Genomic DNA, 25,402 nt, shown 5'->3' on the forward strand with positions numbered 1-25,402 from the left:
GGTGAAGTGCGAGCTTTCCGCCATTCAATCACCGGCACCGGGACACAGGGCCCGATTGCGACTATTCAGTCATCGACTCCTCGAAGATGTCGAAGGCCTCGTTCCAACCGTCGTACACATTCCCATCGCCCTTGAATCCGGGGATACCAACCAGGTGGAACGTCATTTCCGTCTTGTCCCCTTGCTCCACCAACGTGACGGTGATGCGGGGTGCACTCTCGACCGACTCCTCCGGGTTACCCCAGGTGAAGACCAGCCGCTTCGGCTCTTCGACTTCGAGATAGGTTCCGCCTGTCGGGTATTCGGCGCCGTCCTCGTCGTTGATCATCAAATAGCTGTATGTCCCACCAACGCGCGGGTCGATGGCGACGTGCTCGCGGGGGCTCCTCACACCACGCGGGTGCCACCAGCGCGCCGCCTCGTCCGGGTCGGTCCAGGCACGCCAGAGAAGTTCGCGCGGTGCGTCGAAGATTCGGATGATGGTGAATTCTGCGGTCTGATCGACATTGTGCTCACTCATTGCCCTTCTCCTTCTTCAATTCGGGATTCTTCAGTTCACGGAGTCGCTCGTCGAGAAGATCGAAACGCTCGTTCCAACCGCGACGGTGTTCCTCGACCCAGACGGCTGCGTCGTCCAGACCTTCGGCGCGCAGCGTGCAGGTGCGCCATTGCGCAGAGGCCGTCCGTTCGATCAATCCGGCCTTTTCGAGCACCTTCAGATGCTGCGATATCGCCGGCCGACTCATCTCGAACGGCTCGGCCAATTCCCCCACGGTCATGGAACCGCTGGTCAAGCGTGACAGCATCGCACGCCGGGTGGGATCTGCCAACGCCCCGAATACCGCGTCGAGCTCATTGCTCATTTAAGCAACTCCTTAATTAAGGAACAACTTAAATTTAGAACGCCCATCGGTCCCCGTCAAGCACTCCAGGCGTATCGCAATCGCTCGACGAGCACCGACTCGTCCAACTCCGAGCACCGTGACTTTTCGAGTGCTTTCACGGCAACCATTGCGTCGATGATCGCGTCTCCGAGGACACTCTTCGCAACTTCCGACAAACGCAGTCGTTGCAGCATCTCGCCCATCTCGGTCGGCATGCGCGTAATCGAAAGCACCGCCCGCTGTGCATCAGCCAGACCTGACGGATTGACGCTCACTTCCGGCGGCAGCGTCAGCGCACCGGCAATACCCGCATGCATGGCGCCGAGAATGACAGCAGTAGCAAGATACGGATTCGCGGAGGCATCCACCACTTTCACTTCGACGTTGGCGCCGTGAGGATTTCCGATGGATTCAGCGCAGAATCGGACTGCGGCCTCGCGGTTTTCATGACCCCAACAGATGAAGGCACCTGACCAGGTGTCGGGCTGCAACCTCAGTCCCGAAAGCGGCGACGACGCCAACACCGCGCCCAGGTCTGCGAGGTGAGCAAGTACGCCACCCACCGCACCGGCACCGTCTGCGGTCATCCCGTAATCCTGTTTTCCACCGGAGAAGATCGACTCGCCGGATCGAGTCAACGAAATATGCTGATGTGCACCGTTTCCCGATCCACCCACAATGGGCATCGGCGAGAACGATGCAGCCATTCCGTGCGATCGGGCGGTGCGGCAGATCAGAATTCGGGCTGTGATCACGCTGTCGGCCGCTTCGAGCGGTGACGCCGGCGCCAGCGAGATCTCGAACTGACCGAGGCCGTACTCCGCGTGAAACTGTTCGATATTCAGTTGGGCGCGTTCGGCATTCACCAACAGATCCCTGACAAAGCTCTCCTGCGCAAGTGCAGCTCCGAGTCCGTAGGCTGACCATTGTTCGGCCACAACCCCGCCGAAGAGTGTGAACTCGATTTCGTGACCCACCCGAGCTTCGAGATTGTCGTGCGCAAGCGTCTGGACTGTGCGTCGTAACGCCGTTCGACTGCACACAGCCGATATCGATCCGTCCAACTCGTGCAGGGTCGCAGGCGCCCAGGACACATCGTCCCCCACGGCACGCAGGTCTGATTCCACGATCCTCAACCGAAGATCACCCACCGCGGAAAGCTCCTCGGTGAAGGCGAGGGCGTCGTCGGCGCAGAACACACTCCAGCTCGGCGACGCACCCATCCCGCTGGTGACAAAAACGTCAACCCTGTTCGCGGGCACCATTTTCGCCCGCGAAACACCAGCCAGATCGACAATCGACCCGATGATCAGTTCGGAGGTGTACCTCACAGGGCGGAGGTTACCCCGCAACCTCACATTGTGAACCCAGGACAGTCAGATCAGATTGTCTTCGACCGGCAAACCGAATGCTGCCCGTCCGTACAGCGCCAGCGCCCGCTCCGGTTCGTTTGCCACATGCACGCTGCCCGCGTGAACGTCGCGCCACGCCCGCTCGATCGGGTTGCCGCGCGACAGCGAGTTTCCGCCGGCCGTCTTGAACAGCATGTCGATCGCTTCCACCGAACGCTCCGTAGCGCGAACCTGGTCACGCCGAGCACGCAGCCGCATCGAGAGCGGCAGCTCCTTACCGGCCGCGGCGAGTTCGTACATCTCGCGGACGTTGCGATCCATCTGCAGAATCGCCGCATCGATCTCCGACGACGCCCGCGCCACGGCCACCTGAGCGAACTGGTCCTCGCTGAACCGTCCACCGCCCAGGCTGAGCCGAACACGCTCGCGCATGACTTCGAGGTAACCCTCGTAGCAACCGGCGACAATTCCCACGCAAGGTGCTGCCACCGTCGACGTGAAGATAGTTCCGAAGGGCAATTTGTACAGCGGACCGGGATTGACCGCCTGGCCGGGTCCCTGCAAGTGGGCCGTCTCGTAATTGCGCTTCAACCGGTGCTCGGGGACAAAGGCCTTCTTCACAACTATTTCGTTGCTCGCCGTCCCGCGCATGCCCACCACGTCCCAGACGTCACGGATCTCGTAATCCGTGCGCGGTACCAACACAGTCATGAAGTCGACCGGACGCCCGTCCATGCCCACGACCATCGCTCCAAGCAAAGCCCAGGTTGCGTGCTCACACCCGGAGGAAAATCCCCAGTTGCCGGACAGCTCGTATCCGCCTTCCACCGCCGTCAGACGACCGACCGGCGCATAGGCGGACGAGATGAGCGTCGACTGGTCCTCGCCCCAGACATCTGCCTGGGCACGGTCGTCGAAGAGGGCCAGATGCCACGGATGTACGCCGACGACGGAGGCGACCCACCCGGTCGACCCGCAGGCTGCAGAAATCGCACGAACCACTTCGTAGAACTGGACGGGATCACTCTCGGCGCCGCCGTAGCGCTTGGGCTGCAGCATCGCGAAGACACCCGCGTCGCCAAGCTCACGAATGGTTCGATCCGGTATCTTCCTGGAGTCGTCCACCTTCTGAGCTCGCTCGGCAATCTTGGGAAGCAGATCGCGAACGGCGCTCAGAACCTTGTTGACCATGGGAAGACACTCCTTGCACCGATCAACGGAAACTGGATCGGCAAATAGACATAGCGGATGCCCCGTCACGATATCTTCTTCCGTGATTCCGCTGACCGGAAGTCCCGGAGGCCGGGACTGATGCCGTCTTCGACTCGGTCACACACTGGTCCCGCCTAGTGAGACGACGGCCAGAGCGCCCATCACGGCTCACCTAGCGTCAGTCTGACATTGACCCTGGAAAGGACGGGACTCATCGTGACGATCAATCAGTCCGACAACGACGAGGTTCGCGAGATCCAAGCTGGAACCGCACCTACTCGCTTTGCACGTGGATGGCACTGCATTGGACTCACGGAGTCCTTCAAGGACGGCGAACCGCACTCCATCGAGGCGTTCGGCACCAAGCTCGTCGTCTTCGCCGACAGTGAAGGCAACGTCAAGATCCTCGACGCGTACTGCCGTCACATGGGTGGCGACCTGAGCCAGGGCACCATCAAGGGCGACGCCATTGCCTGTCCGTTCCACGATTGGCGTTGGGGCGGCAACGGCAAGTGCCAGAAGATTCCGTACGCACGCCGCGTTCCCCCGCTCGCCAAGACCCGCGCGTGGCAGACCCTCGACCAGGACGGCATGCTCTTCGTCTGGCACGACCCCGAGGGCAACCCGCCGACGGACGACGTAGCCATCCCCCGCATCGAAGGCGCGCTCAGCGACGAGTGGAGCGACTGGGTCTGGTACACCACGACCGTCGACACCAACTGCCGCGAAATCGTCGACAACATCGTCGACATGGCGCACTTCTTCTACGTGCACTACTCCTTCCCGACGTACTTCAAGAACGTCTTCGAAGGCCACGCCGCAACGCAGTACATGCGCGGCGTCGCTCGCTCGGACATGCGTCCGCACGCAGCAGGCACCCCGAAGATGGTCGGCAGCAACTCCGTCGCCACGTACTTCGGCCCCTCCTTCATGGTCGACGACCTGACCTACGAGTACGAGGACTACAACGTCGACTCCGTACTCATCAACTGCCACTACCCGGTCAGCGCAGACAAGTTCGTCCTCCAGTACGGCATCATCGTCAAGAAGTCGGATCGTTTCCAGGGTGAAGCCGCCGACGCGATGGCAGCGAACTTCGGCACGTTCATCGCCAAGGGCTTCGAGCAGGACGTCGAGATCTGGAAGAACAAGACTCGCATCGAGAACCCGCTCCTGTGCGAAGAGGACGGCCCGGTCTACCAGCTCCGTCGCTGGTACGAGCAGTTCTACGTCGACGTCGCGGACATCGCTCCCGAGATGACCGAACGCTTCGAATTCGAACTCGACACCGCGCGCCCCGTCGCCGCCTGGCAGAAGGAAGTCGAAGACAACCTCGCTGCGAAGAAGGCAGACGAAGATGCAGCCTCTTCAGTGCGCTGAGTGCAAGGCGCAGGTCCTGGTCCAGAAGAACAGTTGGGAACACACCACCGTTCAGTGGAGTGACCAGGCCCGCGCCAAGTGCCTCGAGATCGCCGACGAACGTGAATTCGGGCAACGTGAGGGACGCCCAGGCGCTCCTCGCAAGGAGTGCGGCGCCTTGATCGCGTCCATCGTGAACGCTGCAACGGCAGGCGAGCTCGAGATCCTCAACGACGAGCCGGTGCCCAAGCCGATCGTCGACGACAGCGAACCCGTTCCCGCCCCGTTTCATTAGTCAAGCCAACATCTTTCGAAGAAGGTAGTAATGATCGATCCTCAGTACTACGGCCCGTGGGCAGTCATCGCCGGCGGTTCCGAAGGTGTCGGCGCGGGGTTCGCCGACGAGCTCAGCAAGATCGGTATCAACCTCGTGCTCATCGCCCGCAAGCCGGGCCCGCTCGAGGAGACCGCGGCCAAGGCACGCGCCAACGGCGTCGAAGTACGCACTCTGGCACTGGATCTGCTGGTTCCCGACGCGCTCGATCAGATCAAGGCTGTCACCGACGACGTCGAGGTGGGCCTGCTCATCTTCAACGCCGGCGCCAACAGCTACGGCCACGAGTTCGTCACCGGTGATCTGACGGGATTTGCCGGAGTCATCGAGCTGAATATCAACAAGCAGCTCGAACTCTCGCACCACTTCGGCGGATTGATGAAGGATCGCGGACGCGGCGGCATCATGCTGCTCGGTTCGCTGGCCGGATTCATGGGCTCCGAGCACCAGAGCATCTACGCAGCGTCCAAGGCATTCGGACGCATCTTTGCCGAGAGCCTGTGGCTCGAACTCCAGCCGTACGGCGTTCACGTCGTCGAGTTCATTCTCGGGGTGACGCGCACACCGGCTATGATTCGCGCCGGTCTCAACTTCGACATCCCCGGCATGAACGTCGCCGAGCCCGAAGATGTTGCACGCGAAGGCCTCGAGCACCTTGCCGACGGCCCGATCTGGGTTGCCGCAGGAAACTACGAGGGCGCTCAGAAGCGCAGCGGCTTCCCCCGCGACAAGATGGTCAAGGGCGCTGCCGAAGCGATGCGCAAGCTGCTCAACCGCTGACTTCTGCTGTGCGCCTTTATTAACCCCTCTACGTTAAGAAAGGCGCACAGCATGAGCGTCGACATCACCACTCTTCTTGCCGAACGCGAGATCACCCGCTCCATCTTCGAGTTCGCCCGAGCCATGGACGCTCGCGATTGGGACGAACTCCACCGGATCATGACGCCGGACGCTACTGCAGAACTGGGTACCGGAACGCTGCGCGGACCCGCCGAGGTCGTGGCTTCCATCCGCTCGTTCCTCGACGAGTGCGGTCCCACCCAACATCTGATCGGCAACGTGCTGGTCGAGGTGGTCGGCGATCTCGCCACCAGCCGCTCCTATGTCAGCGACATGCATGTTGGCACCGGGAGCAAAGCTCACCTGAACTTCTTCACCCTCGGCGACTACCACGATTCGTGGGCGCGGATCGACGGAACGTGGCGAATGACGCACCGCACCAAACATTCCCACGCCAGCCAGGGATCTATCGAGGTTCTGGGCACCGGCCCCAGCGGTTGGCGGAGCTGACTCAGCTCAACATCGACGAACGACCGGTTGCGAGGGGACTCTTGCTGGTGAGTCCGCCGTCGACCACCAAGGTCTGCCCGGTCATGTAGCGAGATTCGTCCGAGGCCAGGTAGACCATGGCGTGCGCGATGTCTTCCGACTGCCCGAGGTACGGCAGAGCGTTTGCCTGCTTCATTCCTTCGATGACGTCAGCCGGGATGTTGTCCACGAGTGCGGGTGTCATGATCGCACCCGGTGCCACGGCGTTGCACCGAATGTTCTCCGGCCCGTACTGAACAGCGATGTACTGAGTCAGCCGGATCACCGCAGCCTTGGCCGCACCGTAGGCCGACTGCAAAGAATCACCGATCAATCCGCCCACCGACGCGGTGTTCACGATCGACCCACCGCCTGCCTTGATCATGTGCGGAATCGCCAGCCGCGACGCGACAACGGTGCTGCGAGCATTGAGCGCCATGACGCGATCCCACTCGTCCAAGTCCATCCGAAGCAGATCAAGATCCTTGCGCGGATTGCTTCCACCGACGTGATTACACAGCACGTCGATGCCGCCGAATTCAGCTACTGCTCGGTCGATCATCGCGGCGACGGCATCTTCGTCCATCACATTGACGCCGAAACCTACTGCAATACCGCCTGATTCACGAATCGAAGCAGCAGCCTCCTCCGCGTGAGACGCATCAAGATCGGCAACCAGAACCTTCGCACCTTCTGCAGCCATCAACCCTGCCGCAGCGCGCCCGATCCCGCTGGCCGCCCCCGTGATCACAACATTCTTACCTTCGAGCCTGTTCATCTTCGTTCCTTTCGGCGTATCACCGAGCTCCGGATCTCCCGTAGGGCGGGAAATACCCAATTGATCCCAGTGAACGCCTGACGAACGGCTCAGTCCAACTTTCTTGAATGAACTCACAAGTACGTGACGAGTGACCTTGCCCCTGCTACACCCGAAATTCGGCGGGCGGCTACACGATCCCAACCGGCCGGTCGCCGACGATGGAGATCCGATCCATCACGCGCCGCGCGGGAAAATAATCACTCGACGCATAGTGCTGACACGTCCGATTATCCCAGAAGGCAACGGTATTCGGCTCCCATTTCAACCGGACCTGGAACTCCGGACGGTTGACGTGCCGGTACAGCAGGGTGAGAAGTTCGTTCGACTCCTCTTGCGAAACGCCGACGATTCGCTGCGTGAAAGTCATGTTCACGAACAGGACCCGTCGGCCGCTCTCGGGAATAACGCGCACAACCGGATGCCGAACCGGCGGAAATTTGGGGCGCAGCATGTCTACCGCTTCGGCCGGCATCGACTTTCCGAACGCGTTGATCCAATCATGCTCGGCTTCAAGGTGTTCGATGCGTTCCTTGATGTCCTGCGGCAAGAGGTCGTACGCCGCAGCAGCGTCAGCCCACAACGTGTCGCCTCCAACTTCCGGCACTTCGACGGCTCGAAGAACTGCCGCAAAGGACGGATGCTCGTGCCACGTCACATCGTTGTGCCAGTTGTTCTCGACGCCCCCAACCATTGCGTCCTTGGCCAGCGTCGTGACGTCGATGTCGGTCTGACCAGGCTGGGTGTATTTGAAGAACGGATGCTGCTCCAGTGAACCCCATCGTTCCGCGAAGGCACGATGCTCCGCGCGGTCGATGTCCTGGTCCCGAAAGAACAGCACCTTCCACTCGAGCAAGGCGCGGCGTAGTTCGGCCATGACCTCGTCGGACAGGTCGCCACCCAGCCGCAGCCCCGAGATTTCCGCACCGATGGTGGGTGTGTGCGGCTTGACCGCAAAATGGATATACGGCTCTGGTGCAACCGTTTCCGGATTCCGTTTTGCCACTAGCGGGCCATACGCAGCCAATGGGTCCGTCGGAATCGGAAAGATCATGGTGGGAAACAGGACGGCCATCTTCAGACTCCCTCGAGTACAGCGACAGTGAACCAGATCACTTCAACTTTAAGGAGACGCCCTTAACCTGTCAATGACTCATCCCGGACTTATCCCAGCAACACCCCCTTGATCTCGTTCTTGAGCACCTTCCCCACTTTCGACCGCGGCAGATCTTCCCAGACGACAACCTCTTTCGGTGTCTTCACGCTTCCGATGCGAGCCTTCACAAAGGCCATGACTTCGGCTCCGTCGATGACAGCTCCCTGATGCGGCTGCACTACAGCCACAACGCGCTCGCCCCACTTGTCGTCAGGGAGGCCGATCACCCCACAGTCCTGAATTCCCGGATAGGCCATGAGGGCCTGCTCGACCTCCACCGAATAGACGTTGAATCCCCCGGTGATGATCATGTCCTTCGCCCGGTCGACGATGAACAGGAAGTTGTCCTCGTCCAGATATCCGATATCACCAGTGTGATGCCATCCGTGTGCCGATGCCTCCGCACTGGCTTCGGGGTTCTTGAAGTACCCCGCCATCACCAGCGAACTGCGAATCACGACCTCACCGCGTTCTCCGCGCCCGAGCAGTTGACCCTTGTCGTTCATGATTGCGACTGTGACCAAAGGCGACGGGCGTCCGGCGGAAGACAGCCGCTCGGTTGCAATGGCACCGTCCGGGCCGAAATGGTCCTTCGGTGCCATCGTGGAAATCATCATCGGCGCTTCGCTTTGGCCGAACAGTTGCGCCATGACCGGCCCGATCTTGGTGATCGCCTCCCCCAGCCTGGTCGGCGAGATGGGCGCTGCGCCGTACCAGAAGCATTGCAGCGAGCCAAGATCCGTGTCCGCCAGATCGGGATGCTCGAGCAGCATGTAGATCAGCGTCGGCGGCAGGAACGTGTGCGTGACCCGATGTTTCTGCACGTTCTCCAAGAACGCACCGAGATCGGGTTTCGGCATGATGACAACCTCCCCACCCAACGCCATAATCGGAAAGCAGAGAACCCCGGCCGCGTGTGTCAACGGCGCCAACGCGAGATACACGGGACGACCTTCGAACGGGTAGCTCATCAACGTGATCGCTGTCATCGTCTCGATATTGTGGCCGGTCAGCATCACACCCTTGGGGCGCCCGGTGGTGCCGCCGGTTCCGACGAGCATGGTCACGTCGTCAGGCGGCGACGCCCCCGAATCTTGCTCCCCGAGCCATTTTTCGAGTGACGGCGCCCAGTCGGTCTCACCGTCGATGCAGACCAGCGTCGCCAATTTCGGCAGCGCCTGCCGGATCGAATCGACAAGAGGCGCATACGACTTCTGGAAGAACAGGGCCCGAGTATCGAACAGATCCAACAGGTCTCGGTTTTCCGCAGCCTCGTTGCGCGGATTGATCGGGCACCACACCGCACCCGCCCGGCTGATACCGAAAACGCACGAAAACGAGATCGGATCATTGCCGGACAGGATGGCCACTTTGTCTCCCGGGGCAATCCCGGAGGCTGCAAGGGATGAGGCAAACCGGCGACTGAACTGTTGAACGTCACCGTAGGTGAGCGTGCGCTCCCCCATCGTCAAACATGGCGCGGTGGAACCGAGAGAGGCTCCCTTGTCGAGATAGTCGGTCAAACGCATAGCGGGAGCCTCTCAGGCAGAATCGAATGGTGGTCTAGGTGTTGACGGTGATTTCCGGCTCCAGCACCAAACCGAAACTCCTTAGCGCACCGAGCAATTCACGGTGTCCGAAGGCCTGGCACGCCGACGCCAACCCGGCACGCTTGGGCGGCTGCTGCAGCAGCGAGTGAGCCGCGTACGCCTGCAGCAGGCCCGTCTGCTTGTAGTTGCAGTTGCCGTGGATGACGACGTGAGCACGTCCGAGCGGACCGGATGCGTACACCGAGTCCATCGACGTGTTGATGCGCGGGTTTTCCCGTGGCGGCATGCCTGCCTGCACCGAACCGGCGATTTCCGCCAGCGCTGCCTCCTGCTGATCGGCGGGCAACGTCTTGATCTGCTCTTCCACCATCTTCTGGGTGGCAACAACACCTTCCATCACAGATCGGTCGAACACGCCACCCGCAGCCTTGACGTTGGACACGCGCGGGTCGTTCTTGAACCACACAGGATGGCAGGTTCCGCCCCACGGCAAAGCGAGAGCGGTTTCGTGCTGACCCGGAACAACAACGTCGAAGGTCGAACCGGGCGCCCACTGCACGTACTTGTTCTGCTCGAGGTAGTACCAGTCGGCTTTGAGGATCGTGAAGATGGTCTGGGTGGACGCGTACGTGGGAAAGCCCTTCCACAACACCAGAATATCGAGCGTGTCGAGGCCCGGATTCTCCAGCGCGATGTTGGCAGCGATCTCACCTGTCGTGTACATCTGCGCAATACCGGGTGAGAGCAACAAGCCCTTCTCCTGGTACTTGTCGCCGAATTCCTCTTGGACGTCGAGAACCCAGTCCTGCTCACCGGTGGTGTCCATGTAGTGGCAGCCGGCATTGAGCGCTGCCTCGACCACGGTGCCACCCAACTTGATGAACGGGCCAACCATGTTGCTGACTACCTGTGCGCCGGTGAACAACTCGGTCAATGCTTCTACCGTGTGCTCCACCTCGACCACTTCGTGATCAACAGTGTCGAGGCCGGGGATCTTGTCGAGCACTTCCTGGATGCGTGCGGCATCTCGGCCGGCGGCGATGAACGGAATGTTGAACTCACGCAGGTATTCACACACGAGGCGTCCGGTGTACCCGGAAACGCCGTAGACGACGACTGGCTTCTTGTCAGACATGTTGGTTGAACCTTTCGAAGTTGGGGTCGAGCCGAAAAAGACTGTGTGGGTTACATACCCATGCCGCCGTCGACGGGCAGGCCGATACCGGTAATGAAGCGGGCAGCATCCGAGGACAGGAAGACGACCGCGTCCGCCATGTCGTTCACTTCACCGAGACGTCCGAGTGGCGTAAGGCCGATGACGTCGCCAACGGCCGCCTCCGCACTGGGCCACAGACCGAGTTTCTCCATGTCCGACGCGAGACCCAGCCCCATCTCCGTCGCGACAAGTCCCGGATAGACGCAGTTCACGCGTACTCCGTAACCGAGTTTTCCGGACTCCGTCGCAGCAACGCGGGTAAAGCGGTCGACGGCGGACTTGGTGGCCGAGTACCCACTGATTCCGGGAAACGGAATAGTGGCCGCAACCGACGAGATGTTGATGATGGAACCGCCGCCGCCGGCAATCCCACCAGGCCGCATGCTGCGCAAACCGTGTTTGGTGCCGAGCGCGGTGCCGAGGATGTTCACCTCACACATCCGGCGGATGTCATCCGCGTCCAGGTCCACCACGAGCGAAGAGATTTCAATGCCCGCATTGTTGACGAGGATGTCGAAACCGCCCAGGGTCTCCGTCGTGGCAGCGACCGCGTCAGCCCAGTTGGCGTCGTCGGTGACGTCCAGCTTCACGAAGCCGGTCTTGGCTCCGCCCGAACCGACGGCCTCCGCGGTTGCCCGGCCCTCGTCCTCGAGAACGTCGCCGATCATCACCGACGCTCCCGCCCTTGCCAACGCCTCTGCCATTCCGGCACCGAGACCCTTGGCACCGCCTGTGACCAGCGCTTTTCGTCCCTCGAGATCAAACACGCTCATTTTTCACTGCCTCCATGACTGAGATGAATCTCGCGATGCCACCGTTCACAGCGACGCTGCCAAGTGGCGTGTGTCACAGAGTATTCAACTTTGGACGAGTGTCAAGAGAAATCTTGACGACTGTCAAGATTTTGTTACACGATCGTCAAAGAGCAGGGACTACACTGTTTCCAGCAGCCGGTCATACTGATGGCACACATCGCACGAACAGGACGTAACGCCGTGACTACCACCGTCGAGAATGCAAGTGGGACAAGTAAAAAGTCCTCCCCGAGCAATGCCGACAAGGTCTCACGTCGGCAGGTCGACAAGTTCTCGGATCGCCGCGACGAACTGGCCGAAGCAGCGTTGCAAACGCTCGCCGAACTCGGATATGCGCGGACCAGCCTGCGCGAAATCGCTCAGAACTCCGAGTTTTCGCACGGCGTCCTGCACTACTACTTCAGCGACAAAGTCGACCTCATCACGCACTGCGTGCGCCACTACAAGGCGCGTTGCGTCACCCGCTACGACGGCATAGTCTCCACTGCGCAGACACCCGACGAGCTGCGAGCGGGCTTCGGGGCTATCTTGGCCGAGACCATGATCAACGAGGCGACCATGCACCGGCTCTGGTACGACCTGCGAGCACAGTCTCTGTTCGAGGATTCTTTCCGCGCGGATGTGGCCGCGATCGACGAAAGCCTCGAAAACATGATCTGGCGCATCGTCAGCCGCTACGCAGAACTCCTCGACACCGAACCCACCATTACGCCCGCCGCTATGTACGGAGTTTTCGACGGCCTGTTCCAACAGAGTCTGCTTCGCCATTTCTCCGGCGACGCGAGCGCAGCCACGTATCTGTCCGACACCGTACAGTCGATTCTCTTACAGGTGGTGCCCACACCACACGCCTAGCGGGCAGCGATACTATCCGTGACAAACCTTGCGCCACGATCGAATTCGGCCACCACATCGTAGCCGGCATCCTGACGCCAGAACCTGACCAGCGTGCTGTAGACGCCACCGATCATCTGCGCCAAGAACAACGGTGGATAGTCGGCTCGAACTTCACCGGTCTCGAGACCTGCCGTGACGATGCGCAACAGTTCCACGTGAAACCGCTTGTCGTGGGCGGCTCCCGCACCGGATGCGGCAAAGTCGCGTTCCAATTCCGTTGTCACCATACGCAAATAGCGTGGATGCTTCACCGCTTGCAGTGCAAAATCCTCGAAGAGCTTGACGATTCGATCCGTCGTGGACATCGGCGTACCCATGAGCTTGTCCACCATTGACGCCAGCCGATCCAGATGGTCGCTGTGCAGCGCTTCGAGAACCGCATCCTTGCCCTGAAAATAATTGAAGAAAGTAGCCCGCGAAACTTCTGCCCGTTCGGCGATATCGTCGACGGTAGTGCTGGCAAATCCTTGCGCCGAGAAGAGAACACGGGACGCGGACAACAACCGATCGTTGGTGTCGCGCTTGTTCTGCTCGCGTTTGGAAACCATGTCTTTGGAAACCACGTCTTTCGAAACCACGCGGACTCGCCTCCTCAGCCCTTGGCCTTGCAATCAGCGTACGTAAGAATATAGATGGACTACAGTCCAATTATGTCGACTGTAACCACTGAACGCCAGGGCAAGGTACTTATCGTTCGGATCGAACGCGAAGAACGTCGCAACGCCATCAACCGCGAAACCGCCGAGGGCATCGAATCCGCACTCGACCTCCTCGACGACGATCCCGAGCTGTGGGTCGGCATCATCACCGGCACAACCTCCGTCTTCTGCGCCGGCACCGACATCCGTGAGCGCGCCGACCTTCGCATGCCGCGCGGTGGCGAATACGGCATCATCCGGCGACAGCGCAACACGCCGTTGATCGCAGCAGTCGAGGGATACGCATTGGGCGGCGGATTCGAAATCGCCCTGGCCTGCGACTTGATTGTTGCCTCTCGCACAGCACAATTCGGCCTTCCCGAGACCCGCCGCGGATTGGTCGCCACGTCGGGCGCCCTGTTCCGGGCACCACGCGCACTACCTCTCAACGTTGCCCGTGAACTCTTGATTACCGGCCGCACACTCGATCCCGAACGCGCGCTGAATTTGGGCGTCGTCAATGCGGTAACCGAACCGGGCAAGGCGCTCGACGAAGCACTGGCTATAGCGTCGGAAATCTGCGAATCCTCCCCCACCTCGGTGAGCCTGACTTTGAAGTCGGTGAATGCCCTGTACACCGAAGATGATTCGCAGGGCTGGAATGTCACCGACACGGCGCGCGATCACATCCTGCAATCGCCGGACATCGCCGAGGGACTCGACGCATTTGCCAACCGCCGAGTGCCACGTTGGAACAACGTCCCGACCGCATGAGCAACCAGCATTCGGGACAGATTCCCTATAGGGCTGGTGGGAAAGGTTGCCAGCCGGTTACAGTCACTGGCGTGACGGGATTCGGCGCATACACGACACGCACGCTGCTGACGCGGCGTCGCCATGTCGATTTTGCGCACGTCTGTACCTCTGGGTGTCCGATCTTCTGATCGGACCTACTTCCGCGGTCACCGCCCGCGGAAGGTATTCGTATGCTCACCCAGATCAGGGGATCTTTCTGTCATGACCACCGCATCCGTTTCACACTTGAGTTCCGTTGTTGCCGCGAACGCTGACGCGATCGGCAAGGACTCCGGCAAGGCTCATGTCGTCTTCAAGGCGTCGGCGCAAGCCCACGATGCCGTTGCCAGCACAGTCACGCTCGGCAAATACAGCGTCGAGGTCGACGAACCGCCGGCCCTCGGCGGCGAGAACACTGCCGCCAATCCGGTCGAGTACTACCTCGCTTCACTTCTGTCCTGCCAGGTGGTGACGTATCGAGTCTGGGCGGACAAGCTCGGCATCCGACTCGACGACATCTCGGCACGCGCCGAGGGCGACCTCGACGTGCGCGGCTTCTTCGGATTCGACGACGCTGTCCGCCCCGGTTTTTCCGAGGTTCGTGTGGTTGTCACACTGACCGGCCCGGAATCGCGTGAGCGCTACCTGGAGTTGCAGGAGACGGTCGACGCCCATTGCCCCGTGCTTGATCTCACCCGCAATCCTGTTCCAGTGCATACAGTCGTCGAAACCGCCTGACCCGCATCAATCACCCTCACTACGGAGTATGAATTCATGAGCGAGAACACCCCAGCCGAAATTGATCCGACCGCCAACTGGTCGTTCGAAACCAAGCAGGTCCACGCCGGGCAGGGCCCCGACAGCGCCACCAATGCTCGGGCACTTCCGATCTACCAGACCACCAGCTACGTCTTCGACAGCACCGACCACGCCGCCGCGCTGTTCGGCCTCGCCGAACCCGGCAACATCTACACCCGCATCATGAACCCGACGCAGGATGCCGTCGAACAGCGCATCGCTGCCCTCGAAGGCGGAGTTGCGGCTCTACTGGTCGCGTCCGGTCAGGCTGCGGAGACGTTCGCGATCCTCAACCTCGCCGAAGCCGGTGACCACATCGTCTCGAGCCCGCGTCTGTACGGCGGCACGTACAACCTTTTCCACTACACGCTGCCCAAGCTCGGTATCACCGTCGACTTCGTCGAAGACCCGGACAACCTCGATCACTGGCGCGAGGCAATCCGTCCGAACACCAAGGCGTTCTACGGCGAAACCATCTCCAACCCGAAGAACGACGTGTTCGACATCCCCGGCATCAGTGCGATTGCCCATGAGAACGGCATCCCGCTGATCGTGGACAACACCGTTGCAACTCCGTATCTCATTCAGCCGCTGAAGCACGGCGCGGACATCGTCGTACACTCCGCCACCAAATACCTTGGCGGACATGGCACCGCGATTGCCGGCGTCATCATCGACGGCGGAACTTTCGACTGGACCCAGGGTCGCCACACCAATTTCACCACCCCGGATCCCAGCTACCACGGCGTCACCTTTGCCGACCTCGGTGCGCCCGCTTACGCTCTCAAGGCCCGCGTTCAGCTTCTGCGCGACCTCGGTTCGGCAATCGCACCGTTCAACGCGTTCCTGATTTCGCAAGGCATCGAAACGTTGAGCCTGCGTATCGAGCGCCACGTGTCCAATGCGCAGAAGGTGGCCGAGTTCCTCGACAGCCGCGCCGAGGTTACGTCGGTGGCCTACGCCGGACTGCCGTCATCTCCGTGGCACGAGCGCGGAAAGCAGCTGGCGCCCAAGGGCACCGGCGCGATCGTGGCGTTCGAGCTGGCCGGTGGGGTCGATGCGGGTAAGAAGTTCGTCAACGCCCTGACTCTGCACAGCCACGTCGCCAACATCGGTGACGTCCGCTCGCTGGTCATCCATCCCGCGTCGACGACGCACTCGCAGCTCACTCCCGAGGAGCAGCTCGCGTCGGGCGTTACCCCGGGACTCGTCCGCCTGGCAGTCGGAATCGAAGGAATCGACGATATCCTCGCCGACCTCGAAATCGGTTTGGCTGCAGCAGCTTCCTGATCGCCGACAACAAAAGGCTCGGCCCCGACGCGAAAGTCGGGGCCGAGCCTTTTGCCGGGTGAAACTAGCTCTTGGGCGTGAAGGCCGCAAGCGGTTCGCTTGCGGACCAGTCGTGGCCCCAGTAGCTGTCCGCTGTGATTTCCTCAGCGGTGTAGAACGCTTCGTCGACCAGCATTCCCTCGCAACCGAATTCGAGGTCCCAACCACCGGGAGCGCGCACGTAGAACGACACCATCTTGTCGTTCGTGTGGCGCCCCAAGGTCGAGGAGATCGTGAAGCCGAGCTTGGCGACACGATCGAGTGCCTGACCGACAGAGTCGAGGGTCTCGGCTTCCATCATCAGGTGCACCAGACCAGGCTCGTCGACCGGCGGGGCCGGGCACAGAGCCAGGCTGTGGTGACGCTGGTTGACACCCATGAAGCGGACACGGCGAGCTGGCGGCGGCGCGTCGATACCGCCGAGGCGAATGGAGCCGCGCGGCAGGAAGCCGAGAACCTCGGTGTAGAAGGCGTGTGCTTCGTCGAAACGCGTGACGGGGAGCACGACGTGGCCGAGTCCCTGATCGCCGGTGACAAAGCGTCCACCGTGCGGGGTGACCAACGGGCTGTGGTCGAGAACCGGCCCGAAGAAGACCTCGACACGGTTGCCGTTGGGATCGTTGAACGCGATGACCTGCTCGGCGTCGCGGTAGCTGGCATCGGTCTCGGAGAGAACCTCGACCTCGACCCCGGCCTTCTCGACGGCTTCGCGAACACGCTGGAGCGCGAACTGATCTCGCACTTCCCAGCCCACTGCCAGCGCCTTGTCCGACTCACCCGGAAGGACGATCAGTCGCGAGCGACGCTCGTCCAGACGGAGGTAGAGGCCGTCGGGTTCCGGGCCGCTGCCGACCGCGAGACCGAGTCCGTCAACCACGAGCTCGCGCCAGCGAGCCACGTCCTGCGTTTGGATCCTGAGATACCCCAGGCCCCGAATTTCAGTCATGCCTAACCGTCCTTGCTTCGAAAGTATTTGTGGGACTAGATCATCGAGCGGTGGATGCCCTGCGGCTCGCCACCGAGCTGCGTCAGGGTCGACGCGTGGAAGATCGATCCGGGCACGTGGATGGCATGCGAGAGACCCGCGTGCGCGTCACGCCAGAATCGCTGCATCGGAGTGCTGAGCTGGAGGGCGCCGCCGCCGGAGCGAGCGAAGATCTCGTCCACTGCGCGCACTGCACGCCACGCGGCAGCCGTCTGAGTGCGTCGGCCGATGGAACGAAGTTCGAACGAAACTTCCTGGCCCTTTTCGGTCATGTCCCAGAAACGGTCGACCGTCTCGAGGATCGCCGCGCGCGAAGCCGCGATCTCCGCAGCAGCCTCGCCGATGGCGAAGAGTACGTACGGATCTTCCTTGATCGGGACACCACTGACTGTGACGCGCTCACGCTGGGCTGCAATGTTGCAGGCCAATGCGCCTTCGGCGATACCGATCAACGAGGAGGTGATGCCGAGCGGGAAGATGCAGGAGAACGGGAACTTGTACAGGGTCTCCGTGCGGCCGGCTTCCTTCCACGCGCTGCCGTCGTACACCTTGGACGCGTCGATGGTGCGGTAGGCGGGGAGAAAAGCATCCTTGATGATGAGGTCCTTGGAACCGGTGCCTCGCAGGCCCACGACGTTCCAGCTGTCCTGGTCGATTTCGTAATCGCTACGCGGCAGCAGGACGTGCAGGTGCTTCGGCGGCATGAGGGGCTTGCCCTCGGCGTCGCCGACCATCGCGCCGATCATGACCCAGTCACAGTGATCCGTTCCTGAGGAGAATGACCAGCGACCGTTGAGGATGTAGCCACCGTCGACGGGACGAGCAACACCCATCGGTGCGTACGGGGAAGCCATCCAGGTGTCCGGGTTCTCGCCCCAGACCTCTTCCTGCGCCTTCTTGTCGAAGAATGCAAGCTCCCACGGGTGGACGCCAACGATGCCGCTGACCCAGCCGGTTGCGCCGTCCATCGCGCCGATAGCCATTGCCGTCTCGGCGAACTCACGCGGGTGCGATTCGAGCCCACCGAATTCCTTGGGCTGGAACATGCGGATGACGCCGGAATCGCGAAGACGCTTCGCGTTGCCGTCCGACAGCTGCATGATCTTGTCGCCCTCGACGCCGCCTGCGCGGATCTCGTCGGCGAACTGAGAGATGTTGTCTAGAACCTGTCCCATGGTTTTCTCGGCTTTCTGGTTTCGGTACCCGGCGAATGCCTAGGCAGACTTCTTCGCGGCGAGTCCAAGCGCGATGTCGATCAACTGGTCTTCCTGCCCACCAACTACCTTGCGGCGGAAAACTCGCTGCGTATCACTGAGCATCGCGTCCTCCTGGAAGATCTGGCGAGGTGAAAATCTGTTGGTGAAACCGTGGCAGGTGCGGATCGGTAGTGCAGAAATGCTTCCCGGTGAGTGGGAGCAGCCCCTGTGCGCCTTTTTGGTAGTGGGAACTGCCGGAAAGGCGCACGGGGGCCGAAGGCCCTTACGGGCGGGTAAGGAATGCCAGAACTGCCGAGACCCAGGCGTCGCGGGCCTCGATCATCGTCCAGTGACCGCACCTGGGGAAGATGTGCACTTCACCGTTGGGAATGTCGCGCATCGGCAGAATCGCCATGTCGACGGGGCTGACGCGGTCATCGCGACCCCAGGTGAGCAGTGTCGGAGCCTTGATCTTGTTCAACTGTGCCCAGTACGGAACATCCGTCGACGCAGCAGCGGCGGCGCCCATAGCGGCCATGGCCTTGCTGCTGTACATCCGGCGTGCGATCTCGAGGGTCGTCGGCTCGGTGGCGAGCGCCCAACGCTCTTCGATGAGCTGCTCGGTGACAACGGCCGGGTCGAAGACCATCGACTGCAGCCAACGGATCAGGGCTTCGCGGGTGGGGTTGTCGGTGAATTCCATGAGGAGCTTGATGCCTTCACCGGGGCCGGGCGAGAAGGTGTTCTTGCCCATGCCACCGATGGTGACGAGCTTGCTGACGCGGTGCGGTTCGTCGATCGCGACCTTGGTGGCGACAATGCCGCCCATGGAGTTGCCGATCAGGTGGACCGGACCGAGACCGAGTCCGTCGAGGAACGCGCTGACCGAAGCCTGAGCCATCATCATCGGATGGCCGTCGCCCGGGTCGCTGACGCCGAAGCCGGGGAACTCGAGAACGTAGCAGTGGAAGTGCTCGGCGAAGTCCGCGAGAACGCCGCGGTAGTTGCGCCAGCCGGTGACTCCGGGACCTGATCCGTGCAGCAACACCAGCGGCGGACCGTCGCCGGCCTCGTGATACCGAAGCACACCGAGATCGGTCTGCAGCTCTTTCAGAGTGTCCTCGTAGCTCAGTTCAGTCGTCATACCCGGAACGGTGCCATCACCGCCGCTGAGCTGCTACGAACCGTCCCGATCAGCGAGACAGAAAGGGCAAGAAAACTCAGATCCACTGCTCGGTGGACGCCGCCAGAAGTCGGTCCATCGTGTCTGCCGAGAAGGTGTTTGTCGGGATCGGAGGAGCCTTGCGGCCACGGCGAGGCGCACCCAGCTCGGGGTACAGCGAGCGCGAGACCTCACGGGCCGCGTCGACTACCAACGGGGCGACTCGCTCGAGCTGAGCCGTCCGCATGTCGCCGCACAACGCAATGCTGCCGACGGGGCCTTCATGCCCACGAATCGCAGCGGCCACGCATGCCAGGCCGCGAGCGGATTCACCGCGCTCGAAGGCCAAGCCCCGGCGCTGACGGATGCGGTTGAGTTCCTGATGCAAGATGCCGATCTCCGCGATGGTGTTCTCGGTACAGCGCGGAAGGGTCGCGCCGAACAAGGCGTCGACGCGCTCCGGATCGATCCACGCGAGCATCGCCTTGCCGCCCGCGGTGGAGTGCGCAAGAACCCGGCCACCGACGCGCGACGGGAGTGCAGCGGCAAACCGGCCGCCGACCTTGTCGAGATAAACAGTTTCACGGCCGTCGAGCACCGAGAGGTGCACAACCATTCCGGTCTGAAGGTGCAGTTCGTGCAGGAGGGGTGCAGCAGCTTCACGAATCTGGCTGTGGCCACCGTCGCCGCCACCGAGGCCGAGTGCACGCCGTCCGAGGCAGTAGCCGAACGATGCGTGATCTACCCAGTCGAGCTTGACGAGCTGATCGAGAATGCGGTGGACGGTGGAGCGCGGCAACTGCGTGCGGCACGCCACCTCTTCCAGGGTGAGCCGTGCTGCGCGTCCGTCGAAGGCGTCGAGAATCAGCGTCATCCGCTCGACCATCGACGGCGGAAGATCCTTTTTAGCCTGAGCGCTGGTCGGCTGAGCAGTGGTCATGGTGTCGTTGATTTCAACGATGGTCATTGACGCCTCCCGGAAACTGGAATTGATTCTAGTGACTATAACCCAGGTCACAGTATCTGGAAAGCCAATCCGACAATCTCATCCCGATCACCGGAAATTTCTGTGCCAGAACTGCTCGTCGCAGCTATAAACGCTCGATGCACCTCGGACTCGTCACACCGGTACTGATCCAGCACCCCAGCACCCGATCAGATTGGGAAGCGACGGCTGAGATCGACGAGGTCGCACAGATCGCCGAAACTGCTGATCGCCTCGGTTTTCACCACCTGACCTGCAGTGAACATATCGCAGTTCCCACAGAAATAGCCGGAGAACGCGGCGGAACCTACTGGGATCCGCTCGCAACACTCGGATATCTTGCGGCTCGAACACGCACTATTCGGCTCGCAACTCAAGTGCTCGTGCTGGGATACCACCACCCACTGGAGATCGCGAAGCGCTACGGAACGCTGGATCGGGTCAGCAACGGGCGACTTGTCCTCGGCCTCGGAGTCGGGACGCTAAAAGAAGAATTCGATCTCATAAACGCTCCGTTCACCGATCGTGGAGCTCGCGCCGACGACGCCCTCGCAGCGCTGCGCACCTCGCTCTCCACTCCGCTCCCGGAGTACCACGGCGAGTTCTACGACTACTCGGGATTTGTTGTCGAGCCGCACGCCGTCCAACCGCGAGTGCCTCTCTGGATCGGTGGCCGCACCAAGCGCTCACTGCGCCGCGCACTCACCCATGGCGACGGCTGGGTTCCCTTCGGACTGCGCCTCTCGGAGCTCGCGGACATGCTCGCGGCAGCGCCGCTCCCCGAGAACTTCGACGTCATCTTGTCCACTGGCGCAGCCTTCGATCCGCTCGGCGACCCGGAACGCGTCGTCCGCTCACTGACCCGAGTCCGCGACGCCGGTGCCACGATCGCCAGCACGTCGATCAGCGCGTCGAGCGCTGAGCACTTCGCGGAACAACTCGAGGAACTTCACCGCATCGCCCTCGCCGAGGGCATCGATTTCACCTGATTGATCCACTTCGTCTACGTAAGGAATGCCGATGACCGACGCCACCGCACTGAGCAACTCACTTGCCCTGGTTGAATCACTGATTGCCCGAGTCGAATTGCTCGAAGACAAGCTGGCCATCACCGAACTGCTCACCGCGTACAGCCCGGCCGTCGACAGTGGATCTGCCGACGAGGTCGCAAACCTGTGGCTCGAGGACGGTGTCTACGACGTCGACACGGGAGCAATGCACGGCCGTGGCGAACTCCGCGCCATGGTGCGCAGTGCCGCTCATCAGAACTGGATCATGAACGGCGCAGCGCACATGATGACGCCGGCACACATCCGCATCGACGGCAACAAAGCCGTCGCAACCTGCCACTCGCAGCTCGTGATCAAGGATCCCGAGAACCCGTCCGGATTCAAGGTTCTCCGCATCACCGCGAACCGGTGGGAACTGGTCAAGAACGACGGCGTCTGGAAGGTCGAATTGCGTACGAACGCGCTCCTCGACGGCCGCCCCGAAGCCCGCGCCCTCTTGGCCGCAGGAGTAACGAACTAGTTCTGCGCTCTGCCCGAGCGTCATCCAGCGCGTCCCTCACAAAACGCGCTGGATGACGTCGAACTAGTTAGCTTCCGTCAAAGTTGCCTTGGCCCAGCGGTAGTCGGCCTTGCCACTGGGAGAACGACGGATCTCCGACACGCTCACGACGGTACGAGGCACCTTGTACCGCGCGACCTGAGACGCGCAATGCTCACCGATCTCGGCGAGGTCCGGGACAGCGAAACCGTCACGAGTGGTGATGACCGCAGCCACGCGCTCGCCGAACTTGTCGTCCGGCACTCCGGCAACCAAGGCGTCGAGAACAGCCGGATGACTCTTGAGTGCCTGCTCGACCTCTTCGGGGTACACCTTCTCGCCACCGGTGTTGATGCACTGAGAACCGCGCCCCAGCAGAACGATCGAGCCGTCGGCCTCGACCCGCCCGATGTCGCCGAGAACCGACATGCGGACGCCGTCGACGACGGGGAACGTCGCTGCCGTCTTCACGGGATCGTTGAAGTATCCGACCGGAACGTGACCGGAACGAGCGATGTACCCGGTCTCGGGTGAACCGGGCTCGAGCGGACGCATCCGATCGTCCACGACACGAGTCTCGTCGCGAGCGGCGATCCGCATCAAGCCGTCCGCGCCGATCTCGAGATTGCCGTCGACGCCGGACTCGGACGAACCGAAACCGTCGCGGATGATCAGGTTCGGAAGAATCGACTTCAACTGCTCACGCAGTGAGAGCGAGAACAACGCTCCGCCGGACGAGACCATGCCCACCGTGCTGAGGTCGTATTCGGCCGCGTTCGCAGCCAATTCGTCGGCGAGCGGGCGTGCCATCGCGTCGCCGACAACGGTGATGGAGACGGCCTTTTCACTCCCGGCAAGCTGGAGCGTCTTCTTCGCGTCGAAACGCGCCATCAGGATTGCGTTGGCGCCCATGAAGAATCCGGTGAACAACGAGTAGGACGCCGCGCCGTGCATCAGCGGTGCAGTGCTGAGCATGTTCATCGCGGGGACGTGCGGCACAGCGGCGTACAGATCTTCGGCCTTGACGTGCGGAGGGCCGAACGGGTTTCCACCTGTGAGCGCTGCGAAGTAGAAATCCTCGTGACGCCACATGACGCCCTTGGGCATACCCGTCGTGCCGCCGGTGTAGATGACAAAGAGGTCGTCTTCGCTGCGCGGCCCGAAGTCTCGCTTGGCCGACTGCGCCTGCGTTGCAACGTCGTAACTGATGCTGTCGACGCCGGCAAGCTCGGCTTCGCCGACGACGACAACATGCTTGACGCCGGGCGTTGTGGGAAGGATCGACGCGACGGTGTCGGCAAACTCCTCGTCGACGATGAGTGCGACCGCCATGGAGTCGTTGTAGAGGTACGTCAGCTCGGCATCGACGTAGCGGTAGTTGACATTGATCGGCACTGCGCGAATCTTGAGGCAGCCCAACAGGCTCTCGACGTATTCGATGCTGTTGCGCATGTGCAAGGCGACGTGATCTCCCGGTCCGACGCCAACACTCGCGAGGTGATGGGCGATGCGGTTCGAGCCTTCGTCGAGTTCCGCGTATGTCCGTCGACGCCCGTCGCACACGATTGCCGTGCGGTCCGAGATCAAGTCCGTTACGCCCTCGTACAGATCTGCCAAATTCAGTGACACTGTTGGTGCCTTCCGTTATTTCAGGTGCGGCAGGTCCGGCCCGGCCGCATCTAGTGGTACTTCGAGTGCGTCATCCGCCGATCCGACGTCCCAACAACGATGCCAGGAGCTGCGCAGATCCTCCCGTTGTTCCACCCGATGCAGCCAGAGCGGATCCTGCTGTGAGGATCTCCGACGATTGGCTGGGGCGTAGATGCTTCCGAGCAGGCGAGTCGTTGAACATGGGTTGCTCCGGGCAGTGTCGGCGGTGACGCAAGTGCGTGCGCGCCCGGTCGGCGCGTAGCCACAAGGTGGCATGTCCAGCTCGTGACCTACATCACCGCTCCCACTGACCGGGACTGCAGTGTTCTGGCTCGCATTTCTGATCAAAACTAGAACTAATTCTGATTTTGACTCTGCTAGTTTTGCCGAATTTACGCCAAAATAGATTGAACAAATTAGAATGAATACTAATTTCTGACCCGGATCGAAGGAGCATGACATGACGCAATCACTGAGCTTGGAAGGCAAAGTAGCCGCAGTCACCGGTGCTGGCGCCGGACTCGGCCGCGCGGAGGCACTCGGCCTCGCAGCCGCCGGCGCAGCCGTCATCGTCAACGACATGGGCCCCGCAGCCAATGACGTGGTCGACGAGATCAAGGCCGCAGGCGGACAGGCCATCGCCATCACTGGCGACGTCTCCGACTGGTCTCTCGGTGCGCGCTTCGTCGAGGAAGGCGTCAAGAACTTCGGCTCCTTCGACATTCTCGTCAACAACGCGGGCATCCTGCGCGACAAGATGATCTTCAACCTGACCGAATCCGACTGGGACGACGTCATTCGCGTGCACCTCAAGGGCCACGCCGCAACCTCCCATGCAGCTGCAGTGCACTGGCGCGCCGCAAGCAAGGCAGCCGATGCTCCCGTCTACGGACGCATCATCAACACCTCCTCCGAAGCCTTCCTCTTCGGCAGCGCCGGACAGCCCAACTACTCGGCAGCCAAGGCCGGCATCACGGCTCTGACGCTCTCGAGCGCAGCCGGCCTCTCCCGTTACGGCGTCCGCAGCAACGCAATCTGCCCGCGCGCCCGGACAGCAATGACAGCAGATGCGTTCGGCGAGAACAACACCGGCGTCACCGGTCTCGATCCGCTTGCACCCGAGCGTGTTGCAACTCTGGTCAGCTACCTGGCTTCGCCCGCCTCGGACGAGATCAACGGACAGGTCTTTGTCGTCTACGGCAAGATGGTGGCGCTGATGGAAGCACCGAAGGTCGAGAACCGTTTCGACGCAGCCGGATCCGCGTTCACCGTCGAAGAGCTCGGTGGTCAGCTCTCGTCGTACTTCTCGGGCCGTGGCCCCTACGAGACCTACGCTGCTTACAGCATCGCCGGCCTCGAGAAGATCGCACTCGCAGTCGACGAGACCGCAACCGTCTAAACAGCATCAAACACAGA

The 25,402-nt window shown here is 61.6% G+C and carries 27 protein-coding genes; 11 read left to right on the plus strand and 16 right to left on the minus strand.

What is annotated here, in order from left to right; all coding sequences use genetic code 11:
• Nucleotides 1-61: 61 nt before the first annotated feature.
• Genes RG2_RS20570 through hsaA form a run of 4 tightly spaced genes read right to left on the minus strand, consistent with a single transcriptional unit; the run spans nucleotide 62 to nucleotide 3,427 of the window.
• Nucleotides 62-520, minus strand: coding sequence for an SRPBCC family protein (locus tag RG2_RS20570; protein WP_033233215.1), 459 nt, complete (start codon nucleotides 518-520; stop codon nucleotides 62-64).
• Nucleotides 513-863, minus strand: coding sequence for an ArsR/SmtB family transcription factor (locus tag RG2_RS20575; RefSeq protein WP_033233216.1), 351 nt, complete (start codon nucleotides 861-863; stop codon nucleotides 513-515). Before RG2_RS20575 ends, RG2_RS20570 begins: the two co-directional genes overlap by 8 nt.
• Nucleotides 864-919: 56 nt before the next feature.
• Complete coding sequence (locus RG2_RS20580) at nucleotides 920-2,215, minus strand: type I glutamate--ammonia ligase (protein ID WP_033233217.1); 1,296 nt, start codon at nucleotides 2,213-2,215, stop codon at nucleotides 920-922.
• A gap of 45 nt (nucleotides 2,216-2,260) precedes the next feature.
• Nucleotides 2,261-3,427, minus strand: coding sequence for a 3-hydroxy-9,10-secoandrosta-1,3,5(10)-triene-9,17-dione monooxygenase oxygenase subunit (gene hsaA, locus RG2_RS20585; protein ID WP_033233218.1), 1,167 nt, complete (start codon nucleotides 3,425-3,427; stop codon nucleotides 2,261-2,263).
• A gap of 237 nt (nucleotides 3,428-3,664) precedes the next feature.
• Here hsaA and RG2_RS20590 point away from each other — a divergent pair, with 237 nt between their 5' ends.
• The 4 genes from RG2_RS20590 to RG2_RS20605 are packed head-to-tail and all read left to right on the plus strand — an operon-like array spanning nucleotide 3,665 to nucleotide 6,431.
• Entirely contained in the window at nucleotides 3,665-4,828 is a 1,164-nt protein-coding gene (locus RG2_RS20590; protein ID WP_033233219.1) for a 3-ketosteroid-9-alpha-monooxygenase, oxygenase component, read from the plus strand.
• Nucleotides 4,806-5,102: a hypothetical protein gene (locus tag RG2_RS20595; RefSeq protein ID WP_033233220.1), complete on the plus strand. Its 297-nt coding sequence runs from the start codon at nucleotides 4,806-4,808 to the stop codon at nucleotides 5,100-5,102. The genes RG2_RS20590 and RG2_RS20595 overlap by 23 nt, the downstream gene beginning before the upstream one ends.
• 30 nt (nucleotides 5,103-5,132) lie before the next feature.
• Nucleotides 5,133-5,921, plus strand: a complete 789-nt coding sequence (locus RG2_RS20600) for an SDR family NAD(P)-dependent oxidoreductase (protein WP_033233221.1) — start codon at nucleotides 5,133-5,135, stop codon at nucleotides 5,919-5,921.
• A 51-nt stretch (nucleotides 5,922-5,972) separates the two neighbouring features.
• Nucleotides 5,973-6,431 carry a nuclear transport factor 2 family protein gene (locus RG2_RS20605; RefSeq protein WP_020909165.1) on the plus strand — a complete coding sequence of 153 codons (459 nt, stop codon included), beginning with the start codon at nucleotides 5,973-5,975 and terminating at the stop codon, nucleotides 6,429-6,431.
• Between the two features lies 1 nt (nucleotide 6,432).
• Here RG2_RS20605 and RG2_RS20610 read toward each other — a convergent pair whose 3' ends face one another.
• From RG2_RS20610 to RG2_RS20630, 5 genes are all read right to left on the minus strand, one after another.
• On the minus strand, nucleotides 6,433-7,227 hold the full coding sequence (locus tag RG2_RS20610) for an SDR family NAD(P)-dependent oxidoreductase (RefSeq protein ID WP_033233223.1): 795 nt from the start codon (nucleotides 7,225-7,227) through the stop codon (nucleotides 6,433-6,435).
• Between the two features lie 169 nt (nucleotides 7,228-7,396).
• A complete protein-coding gene (locus tag RG2_RS20615) occupies nucleotides 7,397-8,341 on the minus strand; it encodes a TauD/TfdA dioxygenase family protein (RefSeq protein WP_033233224.1) in 945 nt (314 codons plus the stop codon).
• Between the two features lie 89 nt (nucleotides 8,342-8,430).
• Nucleotides 8,431-9,951 carry an AMP-binding protein gene (locus RG2_RS20620; RefSeq protein WP_033233225.1) on the minus strand — a complete coding sequence of 507 codons (1,521 nt, stop codon included), beginning with the start codon at nucleotides 9,949-9,951 and terminating at the stop codon, nucleotides 8,431-8,433.
• A gap of 34 nt (nucleotides 9,952-9,985) precedes the next feature.
• On the minus strand, nucleotides 9,986-11,107 hold the full coding sequence (locus RG2_RS20625; protein ID WP_033233226.1) for a DUF5938 domain-containing protein: 1,122 nt from the start codon (nucleotides 11,105-11,107) through the stop codon (nucleotides 9,986-9,988).
• Nucleotides 11,108-11,157: 50 nt separating this feature from the next.
• On the minus strand, nucleotides 11,158-11,961 hold the full coding sequence (locus RG2_RS20630) for an SDR family NAD(P)-dependent oxidoreductase (protein WP_033233227.1): 804 nt from the start codon (nucleotides 11,959-11,961) through the stop codon (nucleotides 11,158-11,160).
• Between the two features lie 189 nt (nucleotides 11,962-12,150).
• On the opposite strand from RG2_RS20630, the gene RG2_RS20635 reads away from it, so the two are divergent.
• Nucleotides 12,151-12,858 carry a TetR/AcrR family transcriptional regulator gene (locus RG2_RS20635; RefSeq protein WP_033233228.1) on the plus strand — a complete coding sequence of 236 codons (708 nt, stop codon included), beginning with the start codon at nucleotides 12,151-12,153 and terminating at the stop codon, nucleotides 12,856-12,858.
• Here the strand turns inward: RG2_RS20635 and RG2_RS20640 are convergent.
• Nucleotides 12,855-13,478 carry a TetR/AcrR family transcriptional regulator gene (locus tag RG2_RS20640; RefSeq protein WP_230590074.1) on the minus strand — a complete coding sequence of 208 codons (624 nt, stop codon included), beginning with the start codon at nucleotides 13,476-13,478 and terminating at the stop codon, nucleotides 12,855-12,857. The two genes, RG2_RS20635 and RG2_RS20640, sit on opposite strands and share 4 nt — an antisense overlap.
• 72 nt (nucleotides 13,479-13,550) lie before the next feature.
• On the opposite strand from RG2_RS20640, the gene RG2_RS20645 reads away from it, so the two are divergent.
• The 3 genes from RG2_RS20645 (at nucleotide 13,551) to RG2_RS20655 (ending at nucleotide 16,421) form a co-directional block, all read left to right on the plus strand.
• Nucleotides 13,551-14,312, plus strand: coding sequence for an enoyl-CoA hydratase-related protein (locus tag RG2_RS20645; RefSeq protein WP_033233230.1), 762 nt, complete (start codon nucleotides 13,551-13,553; stop codon nucleotides 14,310-14,312).
• 243 nt (nucleotides 14,313-14,555) lie between these two features.
• Entirely contained in the window at nucleotides 14,556-15,071 is a 516-nt protein-coding gene (locus RG2_RS20650; protein ID WP_033233232.1) for an OsmC family protein, read from the plus strand.
• 36 nt (nucleotides 15,072-15,107) lie between these two features.
• Nucleotides 15,108-16,421 carry a bifunctional o-acetylhomoserine/o-acetylserine sulfhydrylase gene (locus RG2_RS20655; protein WP_045064988.1) on the plus strand — a complete coding sequence of 438 codons (1,314 nt, stop codon included), beginning with the start codon at nucleotides 15,108-15,110 and terminating at the stop codon, nucleotides 16,419-16,421.
• Nucleotides 16,422-16,485: 64 nt separating this feature from the next.
• On the opposite strand, the gene bphC is transcribed toward RG2_RS20655, so the two are convergent.
• The 5 genes from bphC to RG2_RS20680 form a co-directional block, all read right to left on the minus strand.
• Nucleotides 16,486-17,406: a biphenyl-2,3-diol 1,2-dioxygenase gene (bphC, locus tag RG2_RS20660; RefSeq protein ID WP_033233234.1), complete on the minus strand. Its 921-nt coding sequence runs from the start codon at nucleotides 17,404-17,406 to the stop codon at nucleotides 16,486-16,488.
• Nucleotides 17,407-17,441: 35 nt separating this feature from the next.
• Complete coding sequence (locus RG2_RS20665) at nucleotides 17,442-18,620, minus strand: acyl-CoA dehydrogenase family protein (RefSeq protein WP_033233236.1); 1,179 nt, start codon at nucleotides 18,618-18,620, stop codon at nucleotides 17,442-17,444.
• Nucleotides 18,621-18,659: 39 nt separating this feature from the next.
• Nucleotides 18,660-18,764 (minus strand): 4-hydroxy-2-oxovalerate aldolase family protein, encoded by a 105-nt coding sequence (locus RG2_RS32735; protein WP_072782658.1) that lies wholly within the window; start codon nucleotides 18,762-18,764, stop codon nucleotides 18,660-18,662.
• A gap of 160 nt (nucleotides 18,765-18,924) precedes the next feature.
• Nucleotides 18,925-19,785, minus strand: coding sequence for an alpha/beta fold hydrolase (locus tag RG2_RS20675; protein WP_033233239.1), 861 nt, complete (start codon nucleotides 19,783-19,785; stop codon nucleotides 18,925-18,927).
• A gap of 76 nt (nucleotides 19,786-19,861) precedes the next feature.
• Nucleotides 19,862-20,770 carry an IclR family transcriptional regulator gene (locus RG2_RS20680; protein WP_033233241.1) on the minus strand — a complete coding sequence of 303 codons (909 nt, stop codon included), beginning with the start codon at nucleotides 20,768-20,770 and terminating at the stop codon, nucleotides 19,862-19,864.
• 137 nt (nucleotides 20,771-20,907) lie between these two features.
• Between RG2_RS20680 and RG2_RS20685 the strand changes: the two genes are divergently transcribed.
• Both RG2_RS20685 and RG2_RS20690 read left to right on the plus strand, forming a co-directional pair.
• Nucleotides 20,908-21,777 (plus strand): TIGR03619 family F420-dependent LLM class oxidoreductase, encoded by an 870-nt coding sequence (locus RG2_RS20685; protein ID WP_033233243.1) that lies wholly within the window; start codon nucleotides 20,908-20,910, stop codon nucleotides 21,775-21,777.
• 31 nt (nucleotides 21,778-21,808) lie between these two features.
• Nucleotides 21,809-22,318, plus strand: a complete 510-nt coding sequence (locus tag RG2_RS20690) for a nuclear transport factor 2 family protein (RefSeq protein ID WP_033233245.1) — start codon at nucleotides 21,809-21,811, stop codon at nucleotides 22,316-22,318.
• Nucleotides 22,319-22,381: 63 nt separating this feature from the next.
• Here RG2_RS20690 and RG2_RS20695 read toward each other — a convergent pair whose 3' ends face one another.
• The gene (locus RG2_RS20695; RefSeq protein ID WP_033233247.1) at nucleotides 22,382-23,965 is read right to left on the minus strand and encodes an acyl-CoA synthetase; all 1,584 of its coding nucleotides are present in this window, start codon (nucleotides 23,963-23,965) and stop codon (nucleotides 22,382-22,384) included.
• 481 nt (nucleotides 23,966-24,446) lie between these two features.
• Here RG2_RS20695 and RG2_RS20700 point away from each other — a divergent pair, with 481 nt between their 5' ends.
• A complete protein-coding gene (locus tag RG2_RS20700; RefSeq protein ID WP_033233249.1) occupies nucleotides 24,447-25,385 on the plus strand; it encodes a 3-oxoacyl-ACP reductase in 939 nt (312 codons plus the stop codon).
• Nucleotides 25,386-25,402 lie beyond the last annotated feature (17 nt).

This window comes from Rhodococcus globerulus NBRC 14531 (assembly GCF_001894805.1).
In the GTDB taxonomy this organism is placed as follows: Bacteria; Actinomycetota; Actinomycetes; order Mycobacteriales; family Mycobacteriaceae; genus Rhodococcus_F; species Rhodococcus_F globerula.